Raw genomic sequence first — 20,115 nt, 5'->3', positions numbered from 1 at the left:
CGGTTCCCCGAGCATTGCACGCCTATCCATCCGTAACGGTCCCTCAGACGGGTGATTGAAGGGGCGCGCTACTGCCACCCGGCGTGCCCAGCTCACGCCGTTGGCTTACGGTGCCCCGTCCGCCTTGCGGTGCACCCGCGCGATCCAGTCCGCCGGTTTGGCGATCTCTTGTTTGGTCGGGAGGGTGTTCGGCGACGTCCAGACGCGGTTGAAGCCGTCCATGCCGGCCTCCTCGACGACCGCGCTGACGAACCGCTCACCGTCGCGGTACTGCCGCAGCTTGGCGTCCAGGCCGAGCAGCTTGCGCAGCGCCTGGTCCAGCCGCCCGGCGCCGCTGGCCCGGCGCTTCTGGAACTTCTCCCGGATCTCGGCGACCGACGGCACGACATCGGGTCCCACGCCGTCCATCACGTAGTCGGCGTGGCCCTCCAGCAGGGACATCACCGCGGTCAGCCGGCCGAGGATCTCGCGCTGCGCGGGCGTCTGGACGAGGTCGACGAGGGAGCGGCTGCCCTCCTCCTCGCCCTCCTCGCCCTCGGGCTTGGCGCCGGCCAGCGACTGGGCGGCCTCGCGCAGCCGCTCCAGAAGGGTGCCCGGATCGATGTCCGTCTCGCCGAGGAACGCCTGGATCTCACCCTCGATGTGGTCCCGCAGCCACGGGACGGCGGTGAACTGGGTGCGGTGGGTCTCCTCATGGAGGCACACCCACAGCCGGAAGTCGTGCGGCTCCACCTCCAGTTCGCGCTCCACGTGCACGATGTTCGGCGCGACGAGGAGCAGCCGGCCGCCCTGTGCCGCGGCCGGCAGATCCCGGGAGGCCGGTGCGAAGGTCTCGTACTGGCCGAGGACCCGCGAGGCCAGGAACGACAGCAGCATGCCCAGCTCCACGCCGGTCACCTTGCCGCCCACCGCGCCGAGCACCGCGCCGCCGGGCACCGCCGAGCGGCGGTCCTCCATCTTGGCCAGCAGCGGCTTGAGCACGGCCCGGAACCCGGCGACGTTCGCCTTGATCCAGCCGGGCCGGTCCACGACGAGGACCGGCGTGTCATGCGGCGCGTCGCCCGTCGCGTCGGGCTGTGCCATCCGCGTGAAGGCACGGACGTGCGCCTCGGAGGATTTGGCGTGCTTGCGCAGCTCGGCGACGATCGCGCGCGCCTCGTCCCGGCTCACCTCCGGCCCCGGCCGCACGAAACGGGTGGCGGTCGCGACCGCGAGATTCCAGTCGACCATCTCGGTTCCACCGATGCTCGTCATGAGTTCACCGTACGTGGGCGCTCCGCTGTGGGGTAGCGGACCGCGTTTTTGGCTTTCCCGCCGTGGTGCCGGCTCACCGTGGCGCCCGCGGCGGACCGGTCCGCCGCGGGGGGCCCGTGGGTGCGGTGACGGGCCTTGCCGGGTCTAGCGGCAGCCGCAGTTGGCCACCGCTGAGGCGAGTTTGTCGAGGGCGTTTTGGGCGCCCTGGGGGTCGGAGGTGCCGGTGGTCATGAAGGAGAAGACGAGGAGCCGGCCGTCGGCGTCGACGACGCTGCCGGCCAGGGTGTTCACGCCGGTGAGGGTGCCCGTTTTGGCCCGTACGGCGCCGGCGCCGGCGCTCTCCCCCCGGTAGCGGTTGCTGAGGGTGCCGGTGAAGGCGGCCACCGGCAGGCCGGTGACGACGGGGCGCAGCGCGGGCCGGTCGGGCGAAGAGGCCTGCAGCAGGAGGTGGGAGAGCAGGGCGGCGGTGACCTTGTCGTCGCGGTCGAGGCCGCTGCCGTCCTCGAAGACGGCGCCGGACAAGGGCAGGTGCTGCCGTTCGAGGGCGGTGTGTACGGCCTTTCCGGCGCCGGCGAAGCTGGCCGGCTGCCGCGCGGCCAGGGCGGTCTGGCGGGCCAGCGCCTCGGCGATGTCGTTGTCGCTGTAGGTGAGCATCCGCTCGACGAGCGCGGACAGCGGCAGGGAGCGGACGGTGGCGATCCGGTCGGGCTTCTTGGGGGCCTTGGCGCCGGCGGGGTCGCCGTCGACGGTGATGCCGCGCTCGTGGAGCAGCCCGGCGAAGGTGCGGGCCGCGGCGTGGGCCGGGTCGGTGTCGCGGGGGGCGGTGCCGTGCTCGGAGTCGTCGAGGCGCGCCTCGTCGGTCATCAGGGCGGTGACGGGGGCGATGTTCTCGTTCGGGCCGATGGGGTGCTCGACGGGGCCCGCGTACGCGCCGGTGTCGTAGCCGAGGCTGACCTTGGTGGTGTGGCGCTGCTTGAGGGTGCGGGCGGTGGCGTCGGCGAGGGCGCGCAGACTCGCGGGCTGTTCCTCGGCGCCCGGCCGCGGGGCGCGGGCGGTGAGGGTGGGGTCGCCGCCGCCGACCAGGATGATGCGGTTCTTGCCGCCCATGACGACGGTCGTGTCGATGCGGTGGTCGGGTCCGAGCGCGGAGAGCGCGGCGACGGCGGTGGCGAGCTTGACGGTGGAGGCGGGGGTGGCGGCCGTGCCCTGGCGCTCGCCGAAGACCTCGCGGCCCGCGGCGACGTCCAGGACGGAGGCCGTGCGCAGCGGGCCGAGCGCCGGGTCCTTCAACAGCGGTGCGAGCGCGTCGGCCAGCCCGGCGTCGGTGGGCACGGGGGCGGCGCCACGACCCGCGGCGCCGTGCACCACACCGCCGAGCGCGGGCAGCACGGGCGGGGCGCTGGGTGCCGGACCGGGGTCGGCGGCGTGATGCTCACCACTGGCACCGTCCATCGAGCCCGCCTCCGCGCGCTCGGCCGTACGCTGACCCGAGTCCCACGGCCCGGCCGCCGCCACCGCGGCGAGCGCGACCGCCAGGCCGGTGGCTGCCGATACCGCCGTCAGCCGCCAGGTCTGCTGGGTATGGCGCGGTGTGGCCTGCCAGGCCTGCCGCGCGGCATCGACCGCTGTCTGCGCCGACCGGACCGCCACGTGCGTCGCCGCCCGCGCGGACCGTTCCGCCGACTGCCATCTGACCTGCCACTTTCCGGTCTCCGGCACCTCGGACCAGCCCCTTTCGCCACCACACACCTGCGTGGGGGACACTTAATCACCAGACGTATGTGTTGATCATGGAGGAGCCACCCGTGGAGTTCGACGTCACCATCGAGATCCCGAAGGGTTCGCGGAACAAGTACGAGGTGGACCACGAGACCGGCCGGATCCGCCTGGACCGTCGACTCTTCACCTCGACCAGCTACCCGGCCGACTACGGCTTTGTCGAGAACACCCTGGGCGAGGACGGCGACCCGCTCGACGCCCTGGTCATCCTGGACGAGCCGACCTTCCCCGGCTGCCTCATCAAGTGCCGCGCCATCGGCATGTTCCGGATGACGGACGAGGCCGGCGGCGACGACAAGCTGCTGTGCGTACCGGCGTCCGACCCGCGTGTGGAGCACCTGCGGGACATCCACCACGTATCGGAGTTCGACCGCCTGGAGATCCAGCACTTCTTCGAGGTCTACAAGGACCTGGAGCCCGGCAAGTCCGTCGAGGGCGCCAACTGGGTCGGCCGCACCGAGGCCGAGGCCGAGATCGAGGCCTCGTACAAGCGCCTTGAGGCGCAGGGCGGCAAGCACTGACACAGTCGTGCCGTTCCGGCGTGCGGCGGGGGATTGCTGACCGCGACGCGCCGGGGTCTGCGCGCTGATTTTCTTACGCGAACGGGCGGCACCCGGTTGGGTTGCCGCCCGTTGTGCGTGTCGGGGGCGGGCCGCCGGGCGTCGCGGTCCCGCGCTGATCCGAAAGGCGCGGCTAGAAGCCGCGGGTGCGCTTGGCGGCGCGACGGCCGGTGCCGGCCTCCTGGAGGCCGGGCGCCCGCAGGAACAGCCGCGCGACCTCGGCACCGAGGTTGACCCCCACCGCGATGGCCAGCGCCAGCGAGACGGCCTGGACCAGGGACGTGAGGCCCTGCGGCAGATGCCCCTGGGCGAAGTTGAGCAGGCCGAAGTACGTGGCACTACCGGGCAGCAGCGGGCCGATGGCCGCGGTGACGTACGGCAACGCGGACGCATAGCGGTAACGGGAGAGCAACTGGCCGAAGAGGCCGACCAGTCCGGCCGCGATCGCGGTGGCGGGCACGGGGTTCATTCCGACGACGTAGGCGAGCGCGCCGTACACGACCCAGGCGACGCCACCGTTCAAGGTCGCAAAGGCCACGGTGTTGCGTTCCTGCTGGAGCAGCACGCAGAACGCCAGCGCCAGCAGCATGGACGCGACGATCTGCACCAGCGGCTCGTTGTACACCCCCAGCGTCTCCTCGGGGTTGAGCCGACGGAGGCCGGGGTTCAGCTGAAGACCGATGTAGAGCACGCTGAGCACGCCGACGACGATGCCGACGATGAGGTAGCCGACCTCCAGCAGACGGGCGGCGGCGGTGATGTAGTAGCCGGTCAGCCCGTCGTGGACGCCGGCGACCAGTGCCCGCCCCGGGATCAGCGCGAACAGTCCACCGGTGATCACGGCGGACGCCTGCACATTGGCGTGCGCCAGACCGAAGGCGACGCCCACCGCGGCGGGCGGCATCGCGGCGACCACGAACTGGTAGAACTCCGGCAGCCCGCGCGCGGACGCGAGCCAGGCCAGCCGGTCGCCGAGCATCGAGCCCACCGCGGCCGCGACGAACACCAGCAGCCCGCCGCCGACCAGTATGGAGGCGGCACCGGACAGCAGCCCGGAGGCCACCGTCAGCGCCCAGCTCGGGTAGGGGTGGCGGTTACGGCGGATCTCGGCGAGGCCGCGGTAGGCCTCTTCGAGGGTGATGCCCTCGGACGCGATCTCGTCGACGAGCCGGAAGACCGCGGAGAGCCGGTTGTAGTCGACACCGCGGCGCCGCACCGTCCGGCTGGCCGTGACCGGGTCGTCGACCAGCGACGGCTGGTAGGAGATCGACAGCAACGTGAAGGTGACGGTCGGCTCGACGCGCTCCAGCCCGTAGGCGTGCGCGACGCCGAACATCGCGGCCTCGACGTCCTCCGCGCCCTCACCACCGGCGAGCAGGATCTCCCCGATACGCAGCGTCAGGTCGAGCACGCGGGGTACGGCAGGGCCGGTCTCGTCGTCGGCCCGCTCGAAGCGCTCGGGGACCGGCCGCTCCCCCACCGGCATCCGGAGCATCGTCCGCATCCGGTCCTGCCAGGGAGCCTCCTTGGTGAGGCGGACGGCAGGGATGCCGTGCGGCGGGGTGAAGGCGTAACTCAGGGCGGTGGAGCCGGCGGGCATCGGGGTCTGGCCGGTGGTGCTGCTGGGGCGCGCGAACGCCGAGCCCTCCTGTTCGCCCGCGGTTTCCGGGCGCAGGCCGGAAGGCAGCGCGAACTCCGAGGTGGGGTGCTCGTCCTCGGGGAGCGGCGGATAGGGCACGCCCAGCGGCGGGGTGAAGGCGCTGTGCGCCTCGTCCGGATGGGGCTTGCGCTCTTCGGAACCGGTCTGGTCCGAGGAGCCGCTGCTGCTGCCGCTGCCGCTCGTGCCGCGCTGGCCGCGTTGTGGGTCCGACGCCACGGGTCTTCGCTCTCCTCGTAAGCCTCCTGACGGATGACAAGGACACGATGCCTGATGGGGGTGGACCGCGCGTGCTCGGGGGCGACGTTTCGGCTACCGGTTCGTAGACACTGTGCCGGTGGAGCACGCTGTCGGCGGCCTCGCCGTGGCGCCTGCGGCGGGCGGTCGGCCGCTGGGGTGCGGGGGCGGCGACGGGCCGGGGGCTCTCGCCCGGTCGTCAGCGCTTGGCGTGGCGGCCGCGGCGGGTGTCGGGGGCGGCGCCGTGGGGACGGTCGGCGGGACCGACCGGGGCGGGCTCGTTCTTGGCCTTGCCGCGGGCGCGGAGGTACTCGATGGCGATCGGTACGACGGAGATCAGCACGATCGCGATCAGGATCAGCTCGATGTGCTTGTGGACGAACGCGATGTTCCCCAGCGAGGCGCCGAGCAGCGTGACACCGGCGCCCCACAGTGCGCCGCCGATGAGGTTGAAAGTGAGGAAGGAGCGGTAGTTCATCCGGCTCACACCGGCGATGATCGGGGTGAAGGTCCGCACGATCGGCACGAAGCGGGCCAGGATCAGCGACTTGGGGCCGTGCTTCTCGAAGAAGGCATGCGCCTTCTCGACGTTCTCCTGCTTGAAGAGGCGGGAGTCGGGGCGCTTGAAGAGCGAGGGGCCGACCTTGCGGCCGAAGAGATACCCCGCCTGGTCACCGAGGACGGCAGCCAGGACGACCAGGGAGCACACCATCCACAGCGGCCGGTCCAGCTTGTTCGTCGTCACCAGCAGACCGGTGGTGAACAGCAGCGAGTCGCCCGGCAGGAAGAAGCCGATCAGCAGGCCGGACTCCGCGAAGACGATGAACAGGACGCCGGCCAGGCCGAAGGTCGCGATCAGATAGTCCGGGTCCAGCCACTGGGGGCCGAGCGCGAGAGTATTCACGGGGTGAAGGCTCCTGGGTCGAGGGCGCCGGATCGTGCGGTGCGACGAGCGAAGCGACGAGGGTGCAGGCGCATGTGCGGCCCAAAACTATCAACGCCGGGTGACTCCCCTTGGTTCCAGGCGGGCCCTGGGGCCCCACCCGAGCGCCCCCGACCGCTGGCCGCTCCCGGAGGGCCGGGTGATGCTGGCCGCAAGGAGGTGCGCGCGATGGGCATCGAGGAGTACGGCGGCGGACAGCATGCGCAGTCCGACGTCCTGGTGGTGACGACCAACGACGTCCCGGGGTTTCACGTGGAACGGGTCATCGGCGAGGTCTTCGGCCTGACCGTGCGCTCGCGCCACCTCGGCAGCCAGATCGGCGCGGGCCTGAAGTCCATGATCGGCGGCGAACTGCGCGGCCTGACCAAGACCCTGGTCGAGACCCGTAACCAGGCGATGGAACGGCTGGTGGAGCAGGCCCGCTCGCGCGGTGCGAATGCGGTGCTGATGTTCCGCTTCGATGTCACGGAGGCCGCGGACGTGGGCACCGAGGTGTGCGCCTACGGGACGGCCGTGGTGCTCTCTCCGCAGGGCTGAGCGCCTGGCCGGGCGTGCGGAGGGCGGCGCACCGGCCGGTGCCGAGCAGGCCGTACGGGCCGGGGGCGCGCTTCCCCGGCCCGTACGGATCACAGGTGGCGGATGGCGTTGGCCAGCATCGCGTCGCGCAGGTAGACGGCGAGGCCGGGCCTGATGGCCTCGTAGGTGGCGGTGAACCGCTCGTCCGCGACGTACATCTCGCCGAGTCCGCTGTGGATCTCGTAGGTGCAGTCGTAGTACGCCCCGCTGATGAACCGCCGGTGCTGCTCCGCGACATCCATGGCCGCCTCGGAGTCCGCCGGCACGTCCTGCGCGAGCAGGTCCGCCATCGCGCGGTGGAGGGCGTCGAACTCCGCCGTCAGCCGCTTCCAGTCGTCCTTGGTGTATGCGGCCGCCCTGCGCTGCGACTCCTTGTAGGCGTCCGTGCCGCCCCAGCGCTCCTCGGCCTCCGCGGCGTACTCGTCGGGGTCGAAGTCCCCGAAGACCTCGAACTTCTCTTCCGGTGTGAGCCGTACCTTCATCCTTCGTGCCTCCATCGCGTGTTCGACGGCGGCGGCCATCTCCTGGAGTCTGCCGATCCGCCCGGTCAGCAGGTCGTGCTGGCGCCGCAGATGTTCCTGCGGGTCCGCGTGCGGGTCGTCCAGGAGGACCGCGACCTCGTCGAGCGGAAACCCGAGCTCCCGGTAGAACAGGATCTGCTGCAGCCGGTCCAGGTCGTCCTCGCCGTAGCGCCGGTGACCTGCGTGGTTGCGTTCGCCGGGCAGCAGCAGCCCGATCTCGTCGTAGTGGTGCAAGGTGCGCACCGTGACCCCGGCGAAGGCGGCGACCTGCCCTACCGCATAGCTCATATCCGCTCCCTTCTCGGTACGCCCTCCACGATGTGTCCTCACGTCACGTGAGGTGCAAGTCCGCATCATGAAAAGCCGGTGAGGCGGCGGACGCGGGGATGAGATCCTGCCGCACATGCTGGGGATAACGGATCTGTCCACGTATCTGGTGGGGCTCGCACTGATCATTCTGCTGCCGGGCCCGAATTCGCTGTACGTCGTCTCGGTGGCGGCCCGGCGCGGCCCGCGGGTCGCCTACCGGGCGGCGGCCGGTGTGCTGTGCGGTGACACGGTGCTGATGACGCTGTCGGCCGGCGGGGTGGCCTCGCTGCTGCAGACCAGCCCGGTGCTGTTCGCCGTCGTGAAGTTCGCCGGCGCCGGCTATCTGACGTGGCTGGCGGTCGGGATGCTGCGCGGCGCCTGGGCGCTGTGGCGCGGCCGGGAGGCACGGAGGGCCGAGCGGCAGGGCGAGGCTCCCGAGGCGCCGAAGGAGACGGTGGAGCGGCCGTACCGCAGGGCGCTGGTGGTCAGCCTGCTCAACCCCAAGGCGATTTTGTTCTTCATCTCCTTCTTCGTGCAGTTCGTCGACCCGTCCTATGCCCATCCGGTGCTGTCGTTCCTGACACTGGGTGCCTGGGCGCAGCTGTTCAGCTTCACGTATCTGTCGGTCCTGATCTTCAGCGGGACGTTTCTGGCGGCGACCTTCCGGCGCCGCAAGCGGCTGACGGCCGGGCTGTCCGCGGGCGCGGGCGCGGCCTTCCTCGGCTTCGCCGCGAAGCTGTCGCTGGCCACCACGAGCTGAGCCGGCGCCGGGCGGGCAGGCCCGGCGCCACTGCGCAGACGCGGATACGGGCGGGTGGCGGTCCTCCGGGACGGCCGCCCGCCCCTTGCGCTTCCACTGGGTGAACTCTGGAGGCCACGCACCCCTTATGCCCTTATTGTCGGGTTCCAGGAGGTGCTCATGCCCGTGCATGACGTGAAGGTCGCCGTCATCTACTACTCGTCGACCGGCACCATCGCCGAGCTCGCCCGGCGGATCGCGGACGCCGCCGAGCACGCCGGGGCCGATGTGCGACTGCGCCGGACCGCGGAACTCGCCCCGCAGACCGCGATCGACGCCAACCCGGCATGGGCGGCGAACGCCGCGGCCACCGCCGACATCATGGAGGCCACCCACGAGGACATGCTCTGGGCGGACGCGGTGATCTTCGGGACCCCCACCCGCTTCGGGAATGTGACCTCGCAGCTCAAGCAGTACATCGACACCCTGGGCGGCCTCTGGCAGCAGGGCAAACTGGCCGACAAGGTCTACAGCGGCTTCACCGCGAGTGCCACCAAGCACGGCGGCCAGGAGTCCACCCTGCTCGCGCTTTACCACACCGTCCACCATTTCGGCGGCATCCTCGTGACACCGGGCTACACCGACCCGGCGAAGTTCACCGACGGCAATCCCTACGGCACCTCCCATGTCGGCGGCCCGGACACCCCGCTCGACGACGAGGCACGCACTGCGGCCCGCATCCAGGCCGAGCGCGTAGTGAAATTCACGAAGGCCATCAAACACGGCCTTTCACCGGCCAGTTGACGGGTAGTGGCGACAGATGACTCTGCACAAAGGCGCATCGGCATCCGACCGTAAGCACATCGCGCACCCGGTCAACCCTTTCTACGGCGAGGCCGACCCGGTCGCCGGTATGGAGACCTCGCCACCGCGGCACACCCTGCCCGACGGCCCCATCTCCCCGCACACCGCCTATCAGTTCGTGCACGACGAGCTGATGCTGGACGGCAACTCCCGGCTGAACCTGGCGACGTTCGTCACGACCTGGATGGAGCCGCAGGCCGGCGTGCTGATGTCGGAGTGCCGGGACAAGAACATGATCGACAAGGACGAGTACCCGCGCACCGCCGAACTGGAGAGGCGGTGTGTGGCGATGCTCGCCGACCTGTGGCACGCCCCCGATCCGTCGGCCGCCATCGGCTGTTCCACCACCGGGTCGAGCGAGGCCTGCATGCTCGCCGGCATGGCCCTCAAGCGGCGCTGGATGCAGCGGAACAAGGACCGGTATCCGGACCGGGCCCGGCCCAACCTCGTCATGGGGGCCAACGTCCAGGTCTGCTGGGAGAAGTTCTGCAACTTCTGGGAGGTCGAGGCACGCATGGTCCCGATGGAGGGCGACCGCTTCCATCTGGATGCGGACTCCGCCGCCGGGCTGTGCGACGAGAACACCATCGGCGTGGTGGCGATCCTCGGCTCGACCTTCGACGGGTCGTACGAGCCGGTGTCCGAGATCTGCACGGCGCTCGACGAGATCCAGAAGCAGCAGGGCTGGGACATCCCGGTCCATGTGGACGGCGCGTCCGGCGCCATGATCGCCCCGTTCCTCGACCAGGAGCTGGTCTGGGACTTCCGGCTGCCGCGGGTCGCCTCCATCAACACCTCGGGGCACAAATACGGCCTGGTCTACCCGGGCGTCGGCTGGGCGCTGTGGCGCGATGGGGAGGCGCTGCCCGAGGAGCTGGTCTTCCGCGTCAACTATCTGGGCGGCGATATGCCGACCTTCGCGCTCAACTTCTCCCGGCCCGGCGCCCAGGTCGCCGCGCAGTACTACACGTTTCTGAGGCTCGGCCGGGCCGGCTTCCGCGCCGTACAGCAGGCGACCCGCGACGTGGCCCGTTCGATGGCCGAACGGATCAGCGCGCTGGGCGACTTCAGCATGCTGACCCACGGCGACCAGCTGCCGGTCTTCGCCTTCACGACCGCGGACGACGTCACCGCCTTCGACGTCTTCGACGTCTCCCGGCGGATGAAGGAGCGCGGCTGGCTGATCCCCGCCTACACCTTCCCCCCGAAACGCGAGGACCTGTCCGTCCTGCGGGTGGTCTGCCGCAACGGCTTCTCCATGGACCTCGCCGACCTGTTCCTCGCCGACCTGGAACAGCTGCTGCCCGAACTGCGCGAACAGGCGGAGCCGTTGCAGCGCCCGGCGAACGTCGCGACGGCGTTCCACCACTAGGGCGGAAACCGTTCCGCCGCGAAGGCGCGAGGACCTCCCGTTCAGTCAAAGGTGATCAAGAGGTCTTCTTCGCGGCGCCGCCACCACCCGTGCGCCCGGAATCCCCGTCGCCCTCAGGGCCCGCTTCCCCCTCAGGGTCCGCTCCCCCCTCAGGGCCCGCTTCCCCCTCAGGCTCCACGCCCTCCTCGGATCCCGCACCCTCCGTCGCGTACGGGTTCTCCTGCCCTTCGGCGAGTACGCCGACGAACGGCTCCCCCTCGCCGGCGAAGACATACGCCCCGCCCTCGATCCGCTCGATCAGCCCCCGCGTCCATGCGGCGCCGCTGTCCGCGGAGTGCACCCACATATTCATGATCTCGCCGATATGGCCGAGCCGTTCGGGGCCTTCCTCGGGCGTGTAGTACTCGGTGACCGTGCTCCGCCACTCCTCCAGCGCCCGCACCCGCTCCTTGAGCAGCGCCACCGCCTCGGCCCGCGGCAGATCGACGACCAGGCCGAGGGCCGCGCTGAGCATGTCGACCTTCTGGTCGTACTGGGCGAGCGCCGCGCGCAGCAGCGCGAAGTACTCCGCCTCGCCCGCCGCGGTCAGCTCGTACTCGGTACGCGGCGGACCGCCGGCGGTGCTGGGCGCGATGTCATGGGCGTGCAGCAGCCCTTGCTTGGCCATCTGCTTGAGCGCGTGGTAGATCGAGCCGGGCTTGGCGTTGGACCACTCATGGGCGCCCCAGTACTCCAGGTCGTTGCGCACCTGATAGCCGTGCGCCCGGCCGTGCTGCCGCACGGCGCCCAGTACCAACAGCCGGATCGCCGACATCGTCTCCTCATCCCTCACCCGCCCTTGCCGTCAGCCTAGAGCGCGGCGGCCGGGCCCCGCGCTCACCCCTGCTGCACCTTTTGCTCCTCGTCCACCAGCGCAAAGGCCGTCCGGCCGTCCAGGGACTCACGGAGGATGTCGGCGTGGCCGGCGTGCCGGGCCGTCTCCTCGATCAGGTGCAGCACCAGCCAGCGCATCGACTGCCGGGCCTCCGGCGGGTACCACGGCGCCACGGGCAGCGGGAAGGTGTCGTTCAGGCTCGGCACGGAGCGGATGAACTCCTCCGTACGCCGCGCGACCCCGTCCCAGAACACCAGCACCTCCGCCAGGCTCTCGCCGTCCGCGAGCCGGAAGCTCAGGTGCCAGTTCTCGGCGGTCCGCTCGATGGAGTGCCGCCGTTGCTGCGCGGTCTCTACCCAGGTCTGTTCGGTCTCCGCGACATGCTTGACCAGCCCGGCCAGCGACAGCTCGCCGGCGCTGGGGCGCCGGGCCGCCTGCTCGTCGGTCAGCCCCAGGACCGCCCGCCGCAGCCCGCCGCGCTGGGCCTCCAGGAAGGCCAGCAGCGCGCCGGCCTCGTCACCGTGGGCCTCGGCAAGAACGTGAGTGGGCATGAGAGCCGCCTTTCGTGAACATCCTCGGCGGCCGGCCGTTCGCCGTCCGCCTTTCGACATCACTCAAGGTAGGAGCCCTTGCGGTCAGCTTCTGTCCGCAACCCGCGGGCGGTCGCCCTCGACCCCTCGTTCCTCAGAACGGGAACTGCGAACGCCCGTGCTGGATGGAGATCCACTTGGTCGTGGTGAAGGCCTCCACCATCGCGTCGCCGTTCAGCCGCCCCACCCCGGAGCTCTTCGCGCCGCCGAAGGGCACGATCGGCTCATCGTGCACCGTGGCGTCGTTGACGTGGAACATCCCGGTCTCGATGCACTTGGCGAAGCGCACACCGCGCTCGATGTCGGCGGTGTGCACGGCGCCGCTGAGCCCGTACGGCGTCGAGTTGGTGAGCCGCACCGCCTCGTCGTCACCGTCGAACGGCACCAGCACCACGACCGGTCCGAAGATCTCCTGCTGCAGCAGCGGGGAGTCTTCCGGCAGCCCGCTCAGCACGCTCGGTGCCACCAGCGTGCCCCGGGTCTCGCCGTGGAGGAGCGCCGAGGCACCGCCGGCGACCGCGCGGTCCACCAGCGAGGTGATCGCCTCGGCCTGCCCCTCGTTGATCAGCGGGCCGATATGGGTCTGCGGGTCGGTGGGGTCGCCCACCTTCAGGGCCGCGACCCTGGCGACGAACTTCTCGGTGAACTCCCGCTCCACGGCGCGGTCCACGAGCACCCGGTTGGCGGCCATACAGACCTGGCCCTGGTGAACGAAGCGGCTGAAGACGGCGGCGTCCACCGCGTAGTCGATATCGGCGTCGTCGAGGACGACCAGTGCGCTGTTGCCGCCCAGTTCCAGCACGGAGTGCTTGAAGTGGGCGGCGGCGACCGTCGCGACATGCCGGCCGACCTTCTCGGAGCCGGTGAAGGAGATGGTCTTGGGCACCGGGTGCTCGATGAGCGCATCACCGATCTCGGCGATATCGGTGACCACGACGTTGAGCAGCCCCGCCGGCAGCCCCGCCTCCTCGAAGATCTTGGCGACCAGGCCGCCGCCGCACACCGGGGTGTTCTGGTGCGGCTTGAGGACGACGGCATTGCCGAGCGCCAGGGCCGGCGCGACGGACTTGAGCGACAGCAGGAAGGGGAAGTTGAAGGGGCTGATGACACCGACGACACCGACCGGCAGCCGGTAGAGACGGTTCTCCTTGCCATCGATGGGCGAGGGCAGAATGCGGCCCTCGGCGCGCAGCGCGAGCTGTATCGCCTCGCGCAGGAATTCCCTGGCCAGATGCAGCTCGAAGCCCACCTTGACGAGCGTGCCGCCGACCTCGGCGGCGATCGTCTCGGCCAGCTCCGCCTCACGGTCGTCGATGATCCGCAGCACGCGCTCGAAGACGAGCCGCCGGGTGTACGGATTGGTGGCGCCCCACGCCCGCTGTGCGCGCTCGGCGGCACGGTAGGCCTGGTCGATCTCCTCGACCGTGGCGACGGTTATGGAGGTCAGCTTCTCCCCGTTATAAGGATTGAAGTCGACGATGTCCCATGAGCCGCTGCCGGACCGCCACTCGCCGTCGATGAACTGATACGCCAACTCGTCGAAGTAGGACATGCCATCCCGATCTGGAGAACAGGGCGCTCAGGGCGCCGCATTGGGGGGTGCTGACTCCTGATGGTGCGCCATCCTACCGATGCGTCACATCAGTTGGAGCAGACCGCGCAACAGGTCCCTGGTCTCGGCCGGATTCGGCCCTTCTTCCTGGAGGCGGTCCATCATCCGCGCGTACTGCGCCACCTCTTCGGGCTTGTCCACATAGAGCGCGCTCGTCAGCTGCTCCAGATAGACGACGTCCGGCAGACCCGACTCCTGGAAGCCGAGCATGGTGAAGGCTCCGCTCTCGCCGGCATGCCCGCCCAGACTGAACGGCATCACCTGCAGCCGCACATTCGGTCTTTCGGACACCTCGATCAGATGCTTCACCTGCTCGCGCATGACCGACCGTTCGCCGTACGGGCGACGCAGGGCGGCCTCGTCCAGCACACAGTGGAATTGCGCCGACCGCTCGGTCACCAGCAGCTTCTGCCGCTCCATACGCAGCGCGACACGGCGCTCGATCTCGGCGGGCCCGGCATCCGGCATGCCACGTCTGACGACGGCCTGTGCATAGCTCTCGGTCTGCAACAGCCCGTGCACGAACTGGACTTCGTAGACCCGGAGCAGCGAAGTGGCTCCTTCCAGACCGACATACGTCTGGAACCAGCCGGGCAGCACATCGGTGTAGCTGTGCCACCAGCCGGCGACATTCGCCTCGCGCGCCAGGGACAGCAGTGCCTCGCGCTCCTGCGCGTCACCGACCCCGTACAGCGTGAGCAGGTCCTCCACATCCCGTGCCTTGAAGCTCACGCGGCCCAACTCCATGCGGCTGATCTTCGATTCGGACGCACGGATCGAGTAGCCGGCCGCCTCACGGGTTATCCCGCGCGATTCACGCAGCCGACGGAGCTGCGACCCGAGCAGGATCCGCCGCACCACCGACCCGCTCGACTCACTTGCGGACACCTCTCAGACCCTCCTGTGACCCCACCCTGTCCCAACAGTGGGCCGCAGTCTGCCACGTTCGGGCTTCGTTGAGTGCTCATCCGGTTACTGATATGTGAGGCTCCGGCCGGCCGTCCCCATGAAGCCGCAGGAAGAATTCCGAAGGAATCGGTCTACTCCGGTACAACCTCGGCACGTGCACGTGCATCTGCCCTTGCATCTGTCCCGCGCATTGGGAACCATAGGCGTCGCACGCATGCACGCTCGTGAAAGATCCGCCAGATCCGGCTGACCGGCCAGGGTCATGACGTCCGCGAACGCCAGGAGTGCCTCGCATGGGGACCAAGGTTTTGACCATGCTCGAGCCGTTATGGCAGGGCTTTCCTCCCGTCGACCCCTTGGCTGTCTCCGGTTCCGCTTCCCGCACGCTCCCGGCGCGCTATGAATCGGTGCGCTGTGCACGTGCGTTCACCCGCGAGACCCTGCAGGGCTGGGATCTGGACGATCTCTTCGACTCGGTCGCCCTGGTGGTCTCCGAGCTCGTCACCAATGCCCTGCGGCACGCGATCCTGGCCGCTCCGGAGCACCCCGACACCGCCCCGCCCGCCCGGCTGCATCTGATGCGCTGGTCCTCCCGGCTGATCTGCGCCGTACGGGACCCGAGCGATGATTCACCGGTCGCCGGCGAGGCGGACTCCGCCGCGGAGTCGGGCCGGGGGCTGCATCTCGTGGATTCCTTCAGCGACAGCTGGGGCTGGCATCCGCTGGCCGGTGCCGCACACGGCAAGATCGTGTGGGCCCTCTTCCGACTGCCGTAGCCGCTTCCTCACGCCGGGCGCACCGTCACCTACGGGCGCCCGGTTGCCGTGTGCGGACGCCGCGCCGCCCCCGCGGCCGGCCCCCCTACGGCCGCCCGGACACCCCCGGGCACTCAGTCCCGTACGAGATGGTCGAACTCCCCGTCCTTGATGCCGAGCAGCATCGCCCGGACCTCGGCCGGTGTGTAGACGAGCGCGGGGCCGTCCGGGAAGCGCGAGTTGCGTACCGCGATGTCACCCCCGGGCAGCTTGGCGAACTCCACGCAGGAGCCCTGGGAGTTGCTGTGCCTGCTCTTCTGCCATGCCACATCGTGGAGATCCGTGGCGGCCATGCCGTTGTATGCGTGGAGCACAGGGGTCTCCCGGTGATAAATGGTGTCAACTGCCCGGGAGCATAGCTGCGTTCTCATGCGGATGCATGCGCAGATGCACGTGCACGACAGCCGGTGCAGAGGCGGTCACAGCTCGTCGAGGAACCGGGCCGGCCCCTCCCTCACCGTCGGCCGCCGCCCGTCACCCCTGATGAGGTGCGCCCTGTACCCGGTACGGATCACCAGGGCCGGAACCCTCACAGCCGAGGAAGGGACGTACGCCAGGCCCTGCGGGTTCCAGGATCCGGGCGGGCGTCCGACGGCGCGCCTGCCGGACGGTGTTCGTCCCCCGTGGAGATGCCGAAGGTCCCCTGCGTCTCCCACGCAAGGGACCTCCGCCCGTCACCGGACGGCACCCGTCACCAGGAGGCGACCGTCACCGTGACGCGTACGGGAGCAGCGCCGTCTCCCGTGCGTTCTTGATCGCCCGGGAGAGCTGCCGCTGCTGCTGTACGTGCTGTAGGGGACGTGCTGACGTATACGCGTCGATGGACCGGCTCCGTACGGCCGCCGGGCGGACGCGGTCCCTCACGACACGGGGTCGAGGAGGGCGTCGAAGGCGGGCGACAGGCTCTTCCAGGCCGGCCGGCCGCCCGCGTACTCGGCGTCGGTGAGCACACAGGACTCCAGCAGGGACGCGAGGTCTTCGCGGTCCAGGCCCGGCGAGGTGAAGACCAGATGCTGGGCGCGGTCCCCGTGCTCGGGGTGCCAGTCCAGCGCGGCGGCGGCCCGGCGCGTCGGCGGCACCATCTCCCAGGCGGCATCCGGCAGCGAGGCCAGCCACGGCCCGGCGTTCTCCACACACAGCGCCCCGCCGGCCGCGTCCCACGACAGCAGGGTGTCCGGGCGGTCGGCCAGCCAGAACCGGCCCCGGCTGCGCACGGCCGCACAGGTCAGGTCCTCCAGTGCGCGGTAGAGCCGCTCGGGGTGGAAGGGCCGGGTGTGCTGCCACACGAGCGTGCCGACGCCCTCCGCGTCGGCCTCCTGCGGCAGCAGCGCACAGGCCGGGTGCTGGCGTGCCGCGGCCGCCGCCACATCGAAACCGGCCGTCGCCGTGGCCGCCAACGCCCCGGATTCCACGGGGACCTGGTGTGCCATCGGATGCAGCTGGGCGAGCAGCGCGAGGTCGGCCGGCTCCGCCTCTTCCTCCCCCGTGGCGAGCGCCAGCACCGGCGCGTACTCCAGCTGCCGCGCCCAGGTGTCGGCGACCGTGCGCTGGTCGGTGGCCGCGGCCGCGAGACCGGCCTCCGCGAGGTCGTCGCCGCAGCCGAGGTAGGGCAGCAGCAGCGCCGGGTCGACGGCGGTGATCACCCCGGTCAGCGCGAAATTCTCACTCCCGCATGCGGTGACCACCTCGGCCATCGCCTTGGGCTCGACCGAGTCCCACAGCTCGACGACGGCCAGCCGGCAGGTGCGCCCGGCGGCCAGCCGCTCCAGCTCGGGCACCAGGTCCTCGCGCAGCGCACAGCAGGCGCAGTCGTTGACCAGCGGCGCCGAACCGGTGTCGAGGGTGCCGCCCGCGTCGCGGACCGTGCGCCGCACGGTGCCCTCGGCGGCGGAGGCGAGGTCGTGGTGGAGGGCGACGCTGCCGGGGACGGCCCGCAGCAGCCGCTCGACGGCGGCCCGCCGCGCCTGCGCGTGCAGGCCGCCCACCAGGACGACAGGGAGCCGCTCCATCAGCGGGCCCCGCGCGTGCCGTAGCGGCGCTCGAACCGCTCGACGCGGCCCGCGGTGTCCAGCACCCGGGCGGTGCCCGTGTAGAAGGGGTGGCTCGCCGAGGAGATCTCGACGTCGATGACGGGATAGGTGTTGCCGTCCTCCCACGCGACCGTCTTCTCGCTGGTGGCGGTCGAACGGGTCAGGAAGGCGAAGTCAGCGGCCCGGTCGCGGAAGACGACCGGCCCGTAGGCGGGGTGGATGCCAGGTTTCACGGTGCTCAGCGCTCCTCTCGGAAGGTGGCGTGCCGGCCGGCCACCGGGTCGAACTTGCGCAGTTCCAGGCGGTCGGGGTCGTTACGGCGGTTCTTGCGGGTCACGTAGGTATAGCCGGTGCCGGCGGTGGACCGGAGCTTGACGACCGGGCGTAGTTCGTTGCGGGCCATGTGGCTAGTATACGGAAATGGTTTCCATTTTCAATAGGCTCTCACCAGGGGCTCCGACCGAAAGGACCGCACCATGTCCGCCCACTGCCGGCTGACCGGCCGCACGCCGGGCTTCGGCAACGCCGTCTCCCACTCGCACCGCCGCACCCCGCGCCGCTTCGACCCCAACGTCCAGCGCAAGCGCCACTGGCTGCAGGGCGAGGGCCGGCACATCCGGCTCACGCTGAGCGCCAAGGCCATCAAGACCGTGGACACGATCGGCGTCGAGGCGGCCGTCGCCCGTATCCGCGCCCGGGGGGAGAAGGTCTGATGGCCAAGCAGAGCAAGATCGCCAAGAACGGGAAGCGCCGCGCGACCGTCGCCCGCTACGCGGCCCGCCGCGGCCTCCTCAAAGCCGTCCTCCGCAGCCCGCACACACCGCAGGAGGAGCGCACCGCCGCCCGGCGTGAGCTCTCCCGCCAGCCGCGGGACGCCGGCGCCACCCGGGTGCGCAACCGCGACAGCATCGACGGGCGCCCGCGCGGCCACTTCCGCGCCTTCGGCCTGTCCCGCGTACGGCTGCGCGAGCAGGCGCACGCGGGCCATCTGCCGGGCGTCCGCAAGTCGAGCTGGTAACCACGCCGCCGGCCGTCCGGCCCTGGGGGCGACCCCTGGACCGGACGGCCGGACCGTTCGGGTAATACTGGACAGAACGTCCGCCGGCCCTCCCGACGAAAGCGAGCGCGCGCATGCTCCGCAACGCCTTCGAGCCCTGGCATCTGATCCTGATCATCGCGGTGCTCGTGCTGCTCTTCGGCTCGAAGAAGCTGCCCGACATGGCGCGCGGCCTGGGCCGCTCGATGCGCATCCTCAAGTCCGAGGCCAAGGCCCTCAAGGGCGACGAGCCGGCCGAGGCGCCTCACCCGGAGTCCGCCGCCCGCCACTGAGGCCGGGCCGCCCGCTCCTCAGTGATCGCCGCCCTCGTCGATCAGCCGCCGCACCTCGCGGTCGATCAGCCCCAGCCGGGCCTCGGCGACCAGCGGCACCGCACGGCGCTGCCGACGCGCCTCGGCGAGATCGATCTCGACGGTGACCAGGGCGGGCTCCCACTTGGGCGCCTGCGCCACGACCGTGCCGCGCGGGTCCACCACCCGCGAGCCGCCCCAGAACGTCGCACCGTGCTCATTTCCCACGCGGTTGACGAAGACCACCCAGCACTGCAGCATCCGCGCCGTATAGGACAGCAGCGTGTCCCAGTACAGGCCGGTGTCCATCGCCTCCGGATCCAGGCTCGCCGCGCTGTTCGTCGGGACGAACAGCACCTCGGCGCCGTCCTGCACCGCCAGCCACGGCACCGTCGGCTGCCAGGCGTCGTTGCACACCAGCGTCGCGCCCCGGCCGCCGCTCTTGGCCCGCTTCAGCTCGTACGCCCGCAGCGACTGCCCCGGACTGACGTGCTTGCGCTCCTCCCAGGCCAGGTAGTTGGGGAGGTACAGCTTGCGGTGGGCATGCACCAGCGCGCCGGCCGAGTAGTGCGCCGCGGTGTTGTACGCCCGCAGGCTGGTGTGCTCATGGAAGCCGACCAGCACATCGGGGCCGAGGGTACTGAGCTCCAGCAGTCGCGGATCGCTCGCCGGGATGGACTCATCGCGCTTGAGCGCACCCAAGTGGTAGCCGTGCAGGCTCAGTTCGGGAAAGACGACAAGATCCGCATCCTGCGCCGCCGCCTGCTCGATCTGCTCGCGTGCGGCATCGAGGTTCTCCGCCACCTCGCCCAGCACACAGTCGGTCTGCGCCAGCGCAATGAGCATGGCCCCACCTCATCGACCCATCACCTTTGCGGCTTTCACCCCAATTTTGCCAGAGGCCGCAGCGAGCGGCACGGCCCCGCGGTGCTTCCGGTTCCGCCCCACTTCAAACACCCGGAAGACGGGTCCCCACCAACGAGCGAAAGAACGATCCTTCCCGTGCCGGACACGGTCTTCACGCGTTGATCCGCACGATCCGTCGTACGACCCGCAGGGCGGCTTCCAGCCGCAGCGCCGCCCGGCGGCACGGGTACGACGGGCCCGCGGTCGAGTCGTCCGGCGAT

General features: G+C 70.6%; 23 protein-coding genes. 9 read left to right on the top strand and 14 right to left on the bottom strand.

Going from position 1 to position 20,115, the window contains the following annotated elements:
* Positions 1-105: 105 nt before the first annotated feature.
* Positions 106-1,254: a zinc-dependent metalloprotease gene (locus ACWGI6_RS28525; protein ID WP_453270171.1), complete on the bottom strand. Its 1,149-nt coding sequence runs from the start codon at positions 1,252-1,254 to the stop codon at positions 106-108.
* Positions 1,255-1,398: 144 nt separating this feature from the next.
* A complete protein-coding gene (dacB, locus tag ACWGI6_RS28520; protein ID WP_453270170.1) occupies positions 1,399-2,973 on the bottom strand; it encodes a D-alanyl-D-alanine carboxypeptidase/D-alanyl-D-alanine endopeptidase in 1,575 nt (524 codons plus the stop codon).
* An 86-nt stretch (positions 2,974-3,059) separates the two neighbouring features.
* Between dacB and ACWGI6_RS28515 the strand changes: the two genes are divergently transcribed.
* Positions 3,060-3,554, top strand: coding sequence for an inorganic diphosphatase (locus ACWGI6_RS28515; protein WP_030077125.1), 495 nt, complete (start codon positions 3,060-3,062; stop codon positions 3,552-3,554).
* Between the two features lie 172 nt (positions 3,555-3,726).
* On the opposite strand, the gene ACWGI6_RS28510 is transcribed toward ACWGI6_RS28515, so the two are convergent.
* Together ACWGI6_RS28510 and ACWGI6_RS28505 are read right to left on the bottom strand one after the other, a co-directional pair.
* Positions 3,727-5,469 carry a threonine/serine ThrE exporter family protein gene (locus ACWGI6_RS28510; protein WP_453270169.1) on the bottom strand — a complete coding sequence of 581 codons (1,743 nt, stop codon included), beginning with the start codon at positions 5,467-5,469 and terminating at the stop codon, positions 3,727-3,729.
* 217 nt (positions 5,470-5,686) lie between these two features.
* A complete protein-coding gene (locus ACWGI6_RS28505; protein WP_453270168.1) occupies positions 5,687-6,391 on the bottom strand; it encodes a DedA family protein in 705 nt (234 codons plus the stop codon).
* A 207-nt stretch (positions 6,392-6,598) separates the two neighbouring features.
* On the opposite strand from ACWGI6_RS28505, the gene ACWGI6_RS28500 reads away from it, so the two are divergent.
* Positions 6,599-6,967, top strand: a complete 369-nt coding sequence (locus tag ACWGI6_RS28500) for a YbjQ family protein (RefSeq protein WP_088799183.1) — start codon at positions 6,599-6,601, stop codon at positions 6,965-6,967.
* Between the two features lie 89 nt (positions 6,968-7,056).
* Here the strand turns inward: ACWGI6_RS28500 and ACWGI6_RS28495 are convergent, their stop codons facing one another.
* On the bottom strand, positions 7,057-7,815 hold the full coding sequence (locus ACWGI6_RS28495) for a MerR family transcriptional regulator (RefSeq protein WP_453270167.1): 759 nt from the start codon (positions 7,813-7,815) through the stop codon (positions 7,057-7,059).
* 115 nt (positions 7,816-7,930) lie between these two features.
* Between ACWGI6_RS28495 and leuE the strand changes: the two genes are divergently transcribed.
* The 3 genes from leuE (at position 7,931) to ACWGI6_RS28480 (ending at position 10,811) form a co-directional block, all read left to right on the top strand.
* Complete coding sequence (gene leuE, locus ACWGI6_RS28490; protein ID WP_453270166.1) at positions 7,931-8,596, top strand: leucine efflux protein LeuE; 666 nt, start codon at positions 7,931-7,933, stop codon at positions 8,594-8,596.
* Positions 8,597-8,755: 159 nt separating this feature from the next.
* Positions 8,756-9,379 carry an NAD(P)H:quinone oxidoreductase gene (gene wrbA / locus ACWGI6_RS28485; RefSeq protein ID WP_453270165.1) on the top strand — a complete coding sequence of 208 codons (624 nt, stop codon included), beginning with the start codon at positions 8,756-8,758 and terminating at the stop codon, positions 9,377-9,379.
* Positions 9,380-9,395: 16 nt separating this feature from the next.
* The gene (locus ACWGI6_RS28480) at positions 9,396-10,811 is read left to right on the top strand and encodes a glutamate decarboxylase (protein WP_453270164.1); all 1,416 of its coding nucleotides are present in this window, start codon (positions 9,396-9,398) and stop codon (positions 10,809-10,811) included.
* A 55-nt stretch (positions 10,812-10,866) separates the two neighbouring features.
* On the opposite strand, the gene ACWGI6_RS28475 is transcribed toward ACWGI6_RS28480, so the two are convergent.
* From ACWGI6_RS28475 to ACWGI6_RS28460, 4 genes are all read right to left on the bottom strand, one after another.
* Positions 10,867-11,625 carry a PadR family transcriptional regulator gene (locus ACWGI6_RS28475; protein ID WP_453270196.1) on the bottom strand — a complete coding sequence of 253 codons (759 nt, stop codon included), beginning with the start codon at positions 11,623-11,625 and terminating at the stop codon, positions 10,867-10,869.
* Positions 11,626-11,687: 62 nt separating this feature from the next.
* Complete coding sequence (locus ACWGI6_RS28470) at positions 11,688-12,236, bottom strand: DinB family protein (protein ID WP_393909205.1); 549 nt, start codon at positions 12,234-12,236, stop codon at positions 11,688-11,690.
* 133 nt (positions 12,237-12,369) lie between these two features.
* On the bottom strand, positions 12,370-13,827 hold the full coding sequence (locus ACWGI6_RS28465; RefSeq protein WP_453270163.1) for an aldehyde dehydrogenase family protein: 1,458 nt from the start codon (positions 13,825-13,827) through the stop codon (positions 12,370-12,372).
* 84 nt (positions 13,828-13,911) lie between these two features.
* Complete coding sequence (locus ACWGI6_RS28460) at positions 13,912-14,775, bottom strand: helix-turn-helix domain-containing protein (protein ID WP_453270162.1); 864 nt, start codon at positions 14,773-14,775, stop codon at positions 13,912-13,914.
* A 314-nt stretch (positions 14,776-15,089) separates the two neighbouring features.
* Here ACWGI6_RS28460 and ACWGI6_RS28455 point away from each other — a divergent pair, with 314 nt between their 5' ends.
* Positions 15,090-15,572, top strand: a complete 483-nt coding sequence (locus tag ACWGI6_RS28455) for an ATP-binding protein (protein ID WP_453270161.1) — start codon at positions 15,090-15,092, stop codon at positions 15,570-15,572.
* A 113-nt stretch (positions 15,573-15,685) separates the two neighbouring features.
* On the opposite strand, the gene ACWGI6_RS28450 is transcribed toward ACWGI6_RS28455, so the two are convergent.
* From ACWGI6_RS28450 to rpmG, 4 genes are all read right to left on the bottom strand, one after another.
* Entirely contained in the window at positions 15,686-15,925 is a 240-nt protein-coding gene (locus ACWGI6_RS28450; RefSeq protein WP_393909209.1) for a DUF397 domain-containing protein, read from the bottom strand.
* Between the two features lie 546 nt (positions 15,926-16,471).
* Complete coding sequence (locus ACWGI6_RS28445; RefSeq protein WP_453270160.1) at positions 16,472-17,620, bottom strand: CobW family GTP-binding protein; 1,149 nt, start codon at positions 17,618-17,620, stop codon at positions 16,472-16,474.
* A complete protein-coding gene (locus tag ACWGI6_RS28440) occupies positions 17,620-17,874 on the bottom strand; it encodes a type B 50S ribosomal protein L31 (protein ID WP_453270159.1) in 255 nt (84 codons plus the stop codon). Before ACWGI6_RS28440 ends, ACWGI6_RS28445 begins: the two co-directional genes overlap by 1 nt.
* Positions 17,875-17,879: 5 nt before the next feature.
* Positions 17,880-18,044, bottom strand: a complete 165-nt coding sequence (gene rpmG / locus ACWGI6_RS28435) for a 50S ribosomal protein L33 (RefSeq protein WP_393909212.1) — start codon at positions 18,042-18,044, stop codon at positions 17,880-17,882.
* Between the two features lie 73 nt (positions 18,045-18,117).
* On the opposite strand from rpmG, the gene rpmB reads away from it, so the two are divergent.
* The 3 genes from rpmB (at position 18,118) to tatA (ending at position 18,970) form a co-directional block, all read left to right on the top strand.
* On the top strand, positions 18,118-18,354 hold the full coding sequence (gene rpmB / locus ACWGI6_RS28430; RefSeq protein ID WP_453270158.1) for a 50S ribosomal protein L28: 237 nt from the start codon (positions 18,118-18,120) through the stop codon (positions 18,352-18,354).
* Positions 18,354-18,659 carry a 30S ribosomal protein S14 gene (rpsN, locus tag ACWGI6_RS28425; protein WP_453270157.1) on the top strand — a complete coding sequence of 102 codons (306 nt, stop codon included), beginning with the start codon at positions 18,354-18,356 and terminating at the stop codon, positions 18,657-18,659. Before rpmB ends, rpsN begins: the two co-directional genes overlap by 1 nt.
* Positions 18,660-18,772: 113 nt before the next feature.
* Positions 18,773-18,970: a Sec-independent protein translocase subunit TatA gene (tatA, locus tag ACWGI6_RS28420; RefSeq protein WP_453270156.1), complete on the top strand. Its 198-nt coding sequence runs from the start codon at positions 18,773-18,775 to the stop codon at positions 18,968-18,970.
* Between the two features lie 18 nt (positions 18,971-18,988).
* On the opposite strand, the gene ACWGI6_RS28415 is transcribed toward tatA, so the two are convergent.
* The gene (locus ACWGI6_RS28415; protein ID WP_453270155.1) at positions 18,989-19,834 is read right to left on the bottom strand and encodes a nitrilase-related carbon-nitrogen hydrolase; all 846 of its coding nucleotides are present in this window, start codon (positions 19,832-19,834) and stop codon (positions 18,989-18,991) included.
* Positions 19,835-20,115 lie beyond the last annotated feature (281 nt).

The sequence above is a fragment of the Streptomyces sp. NPDC054786 genome (assembly GCF_053611685.1).
Note: the sequence above shows the minus strand (reverse complement) of the source record. Positions and strands in the feature narration are given on the sequence as shown.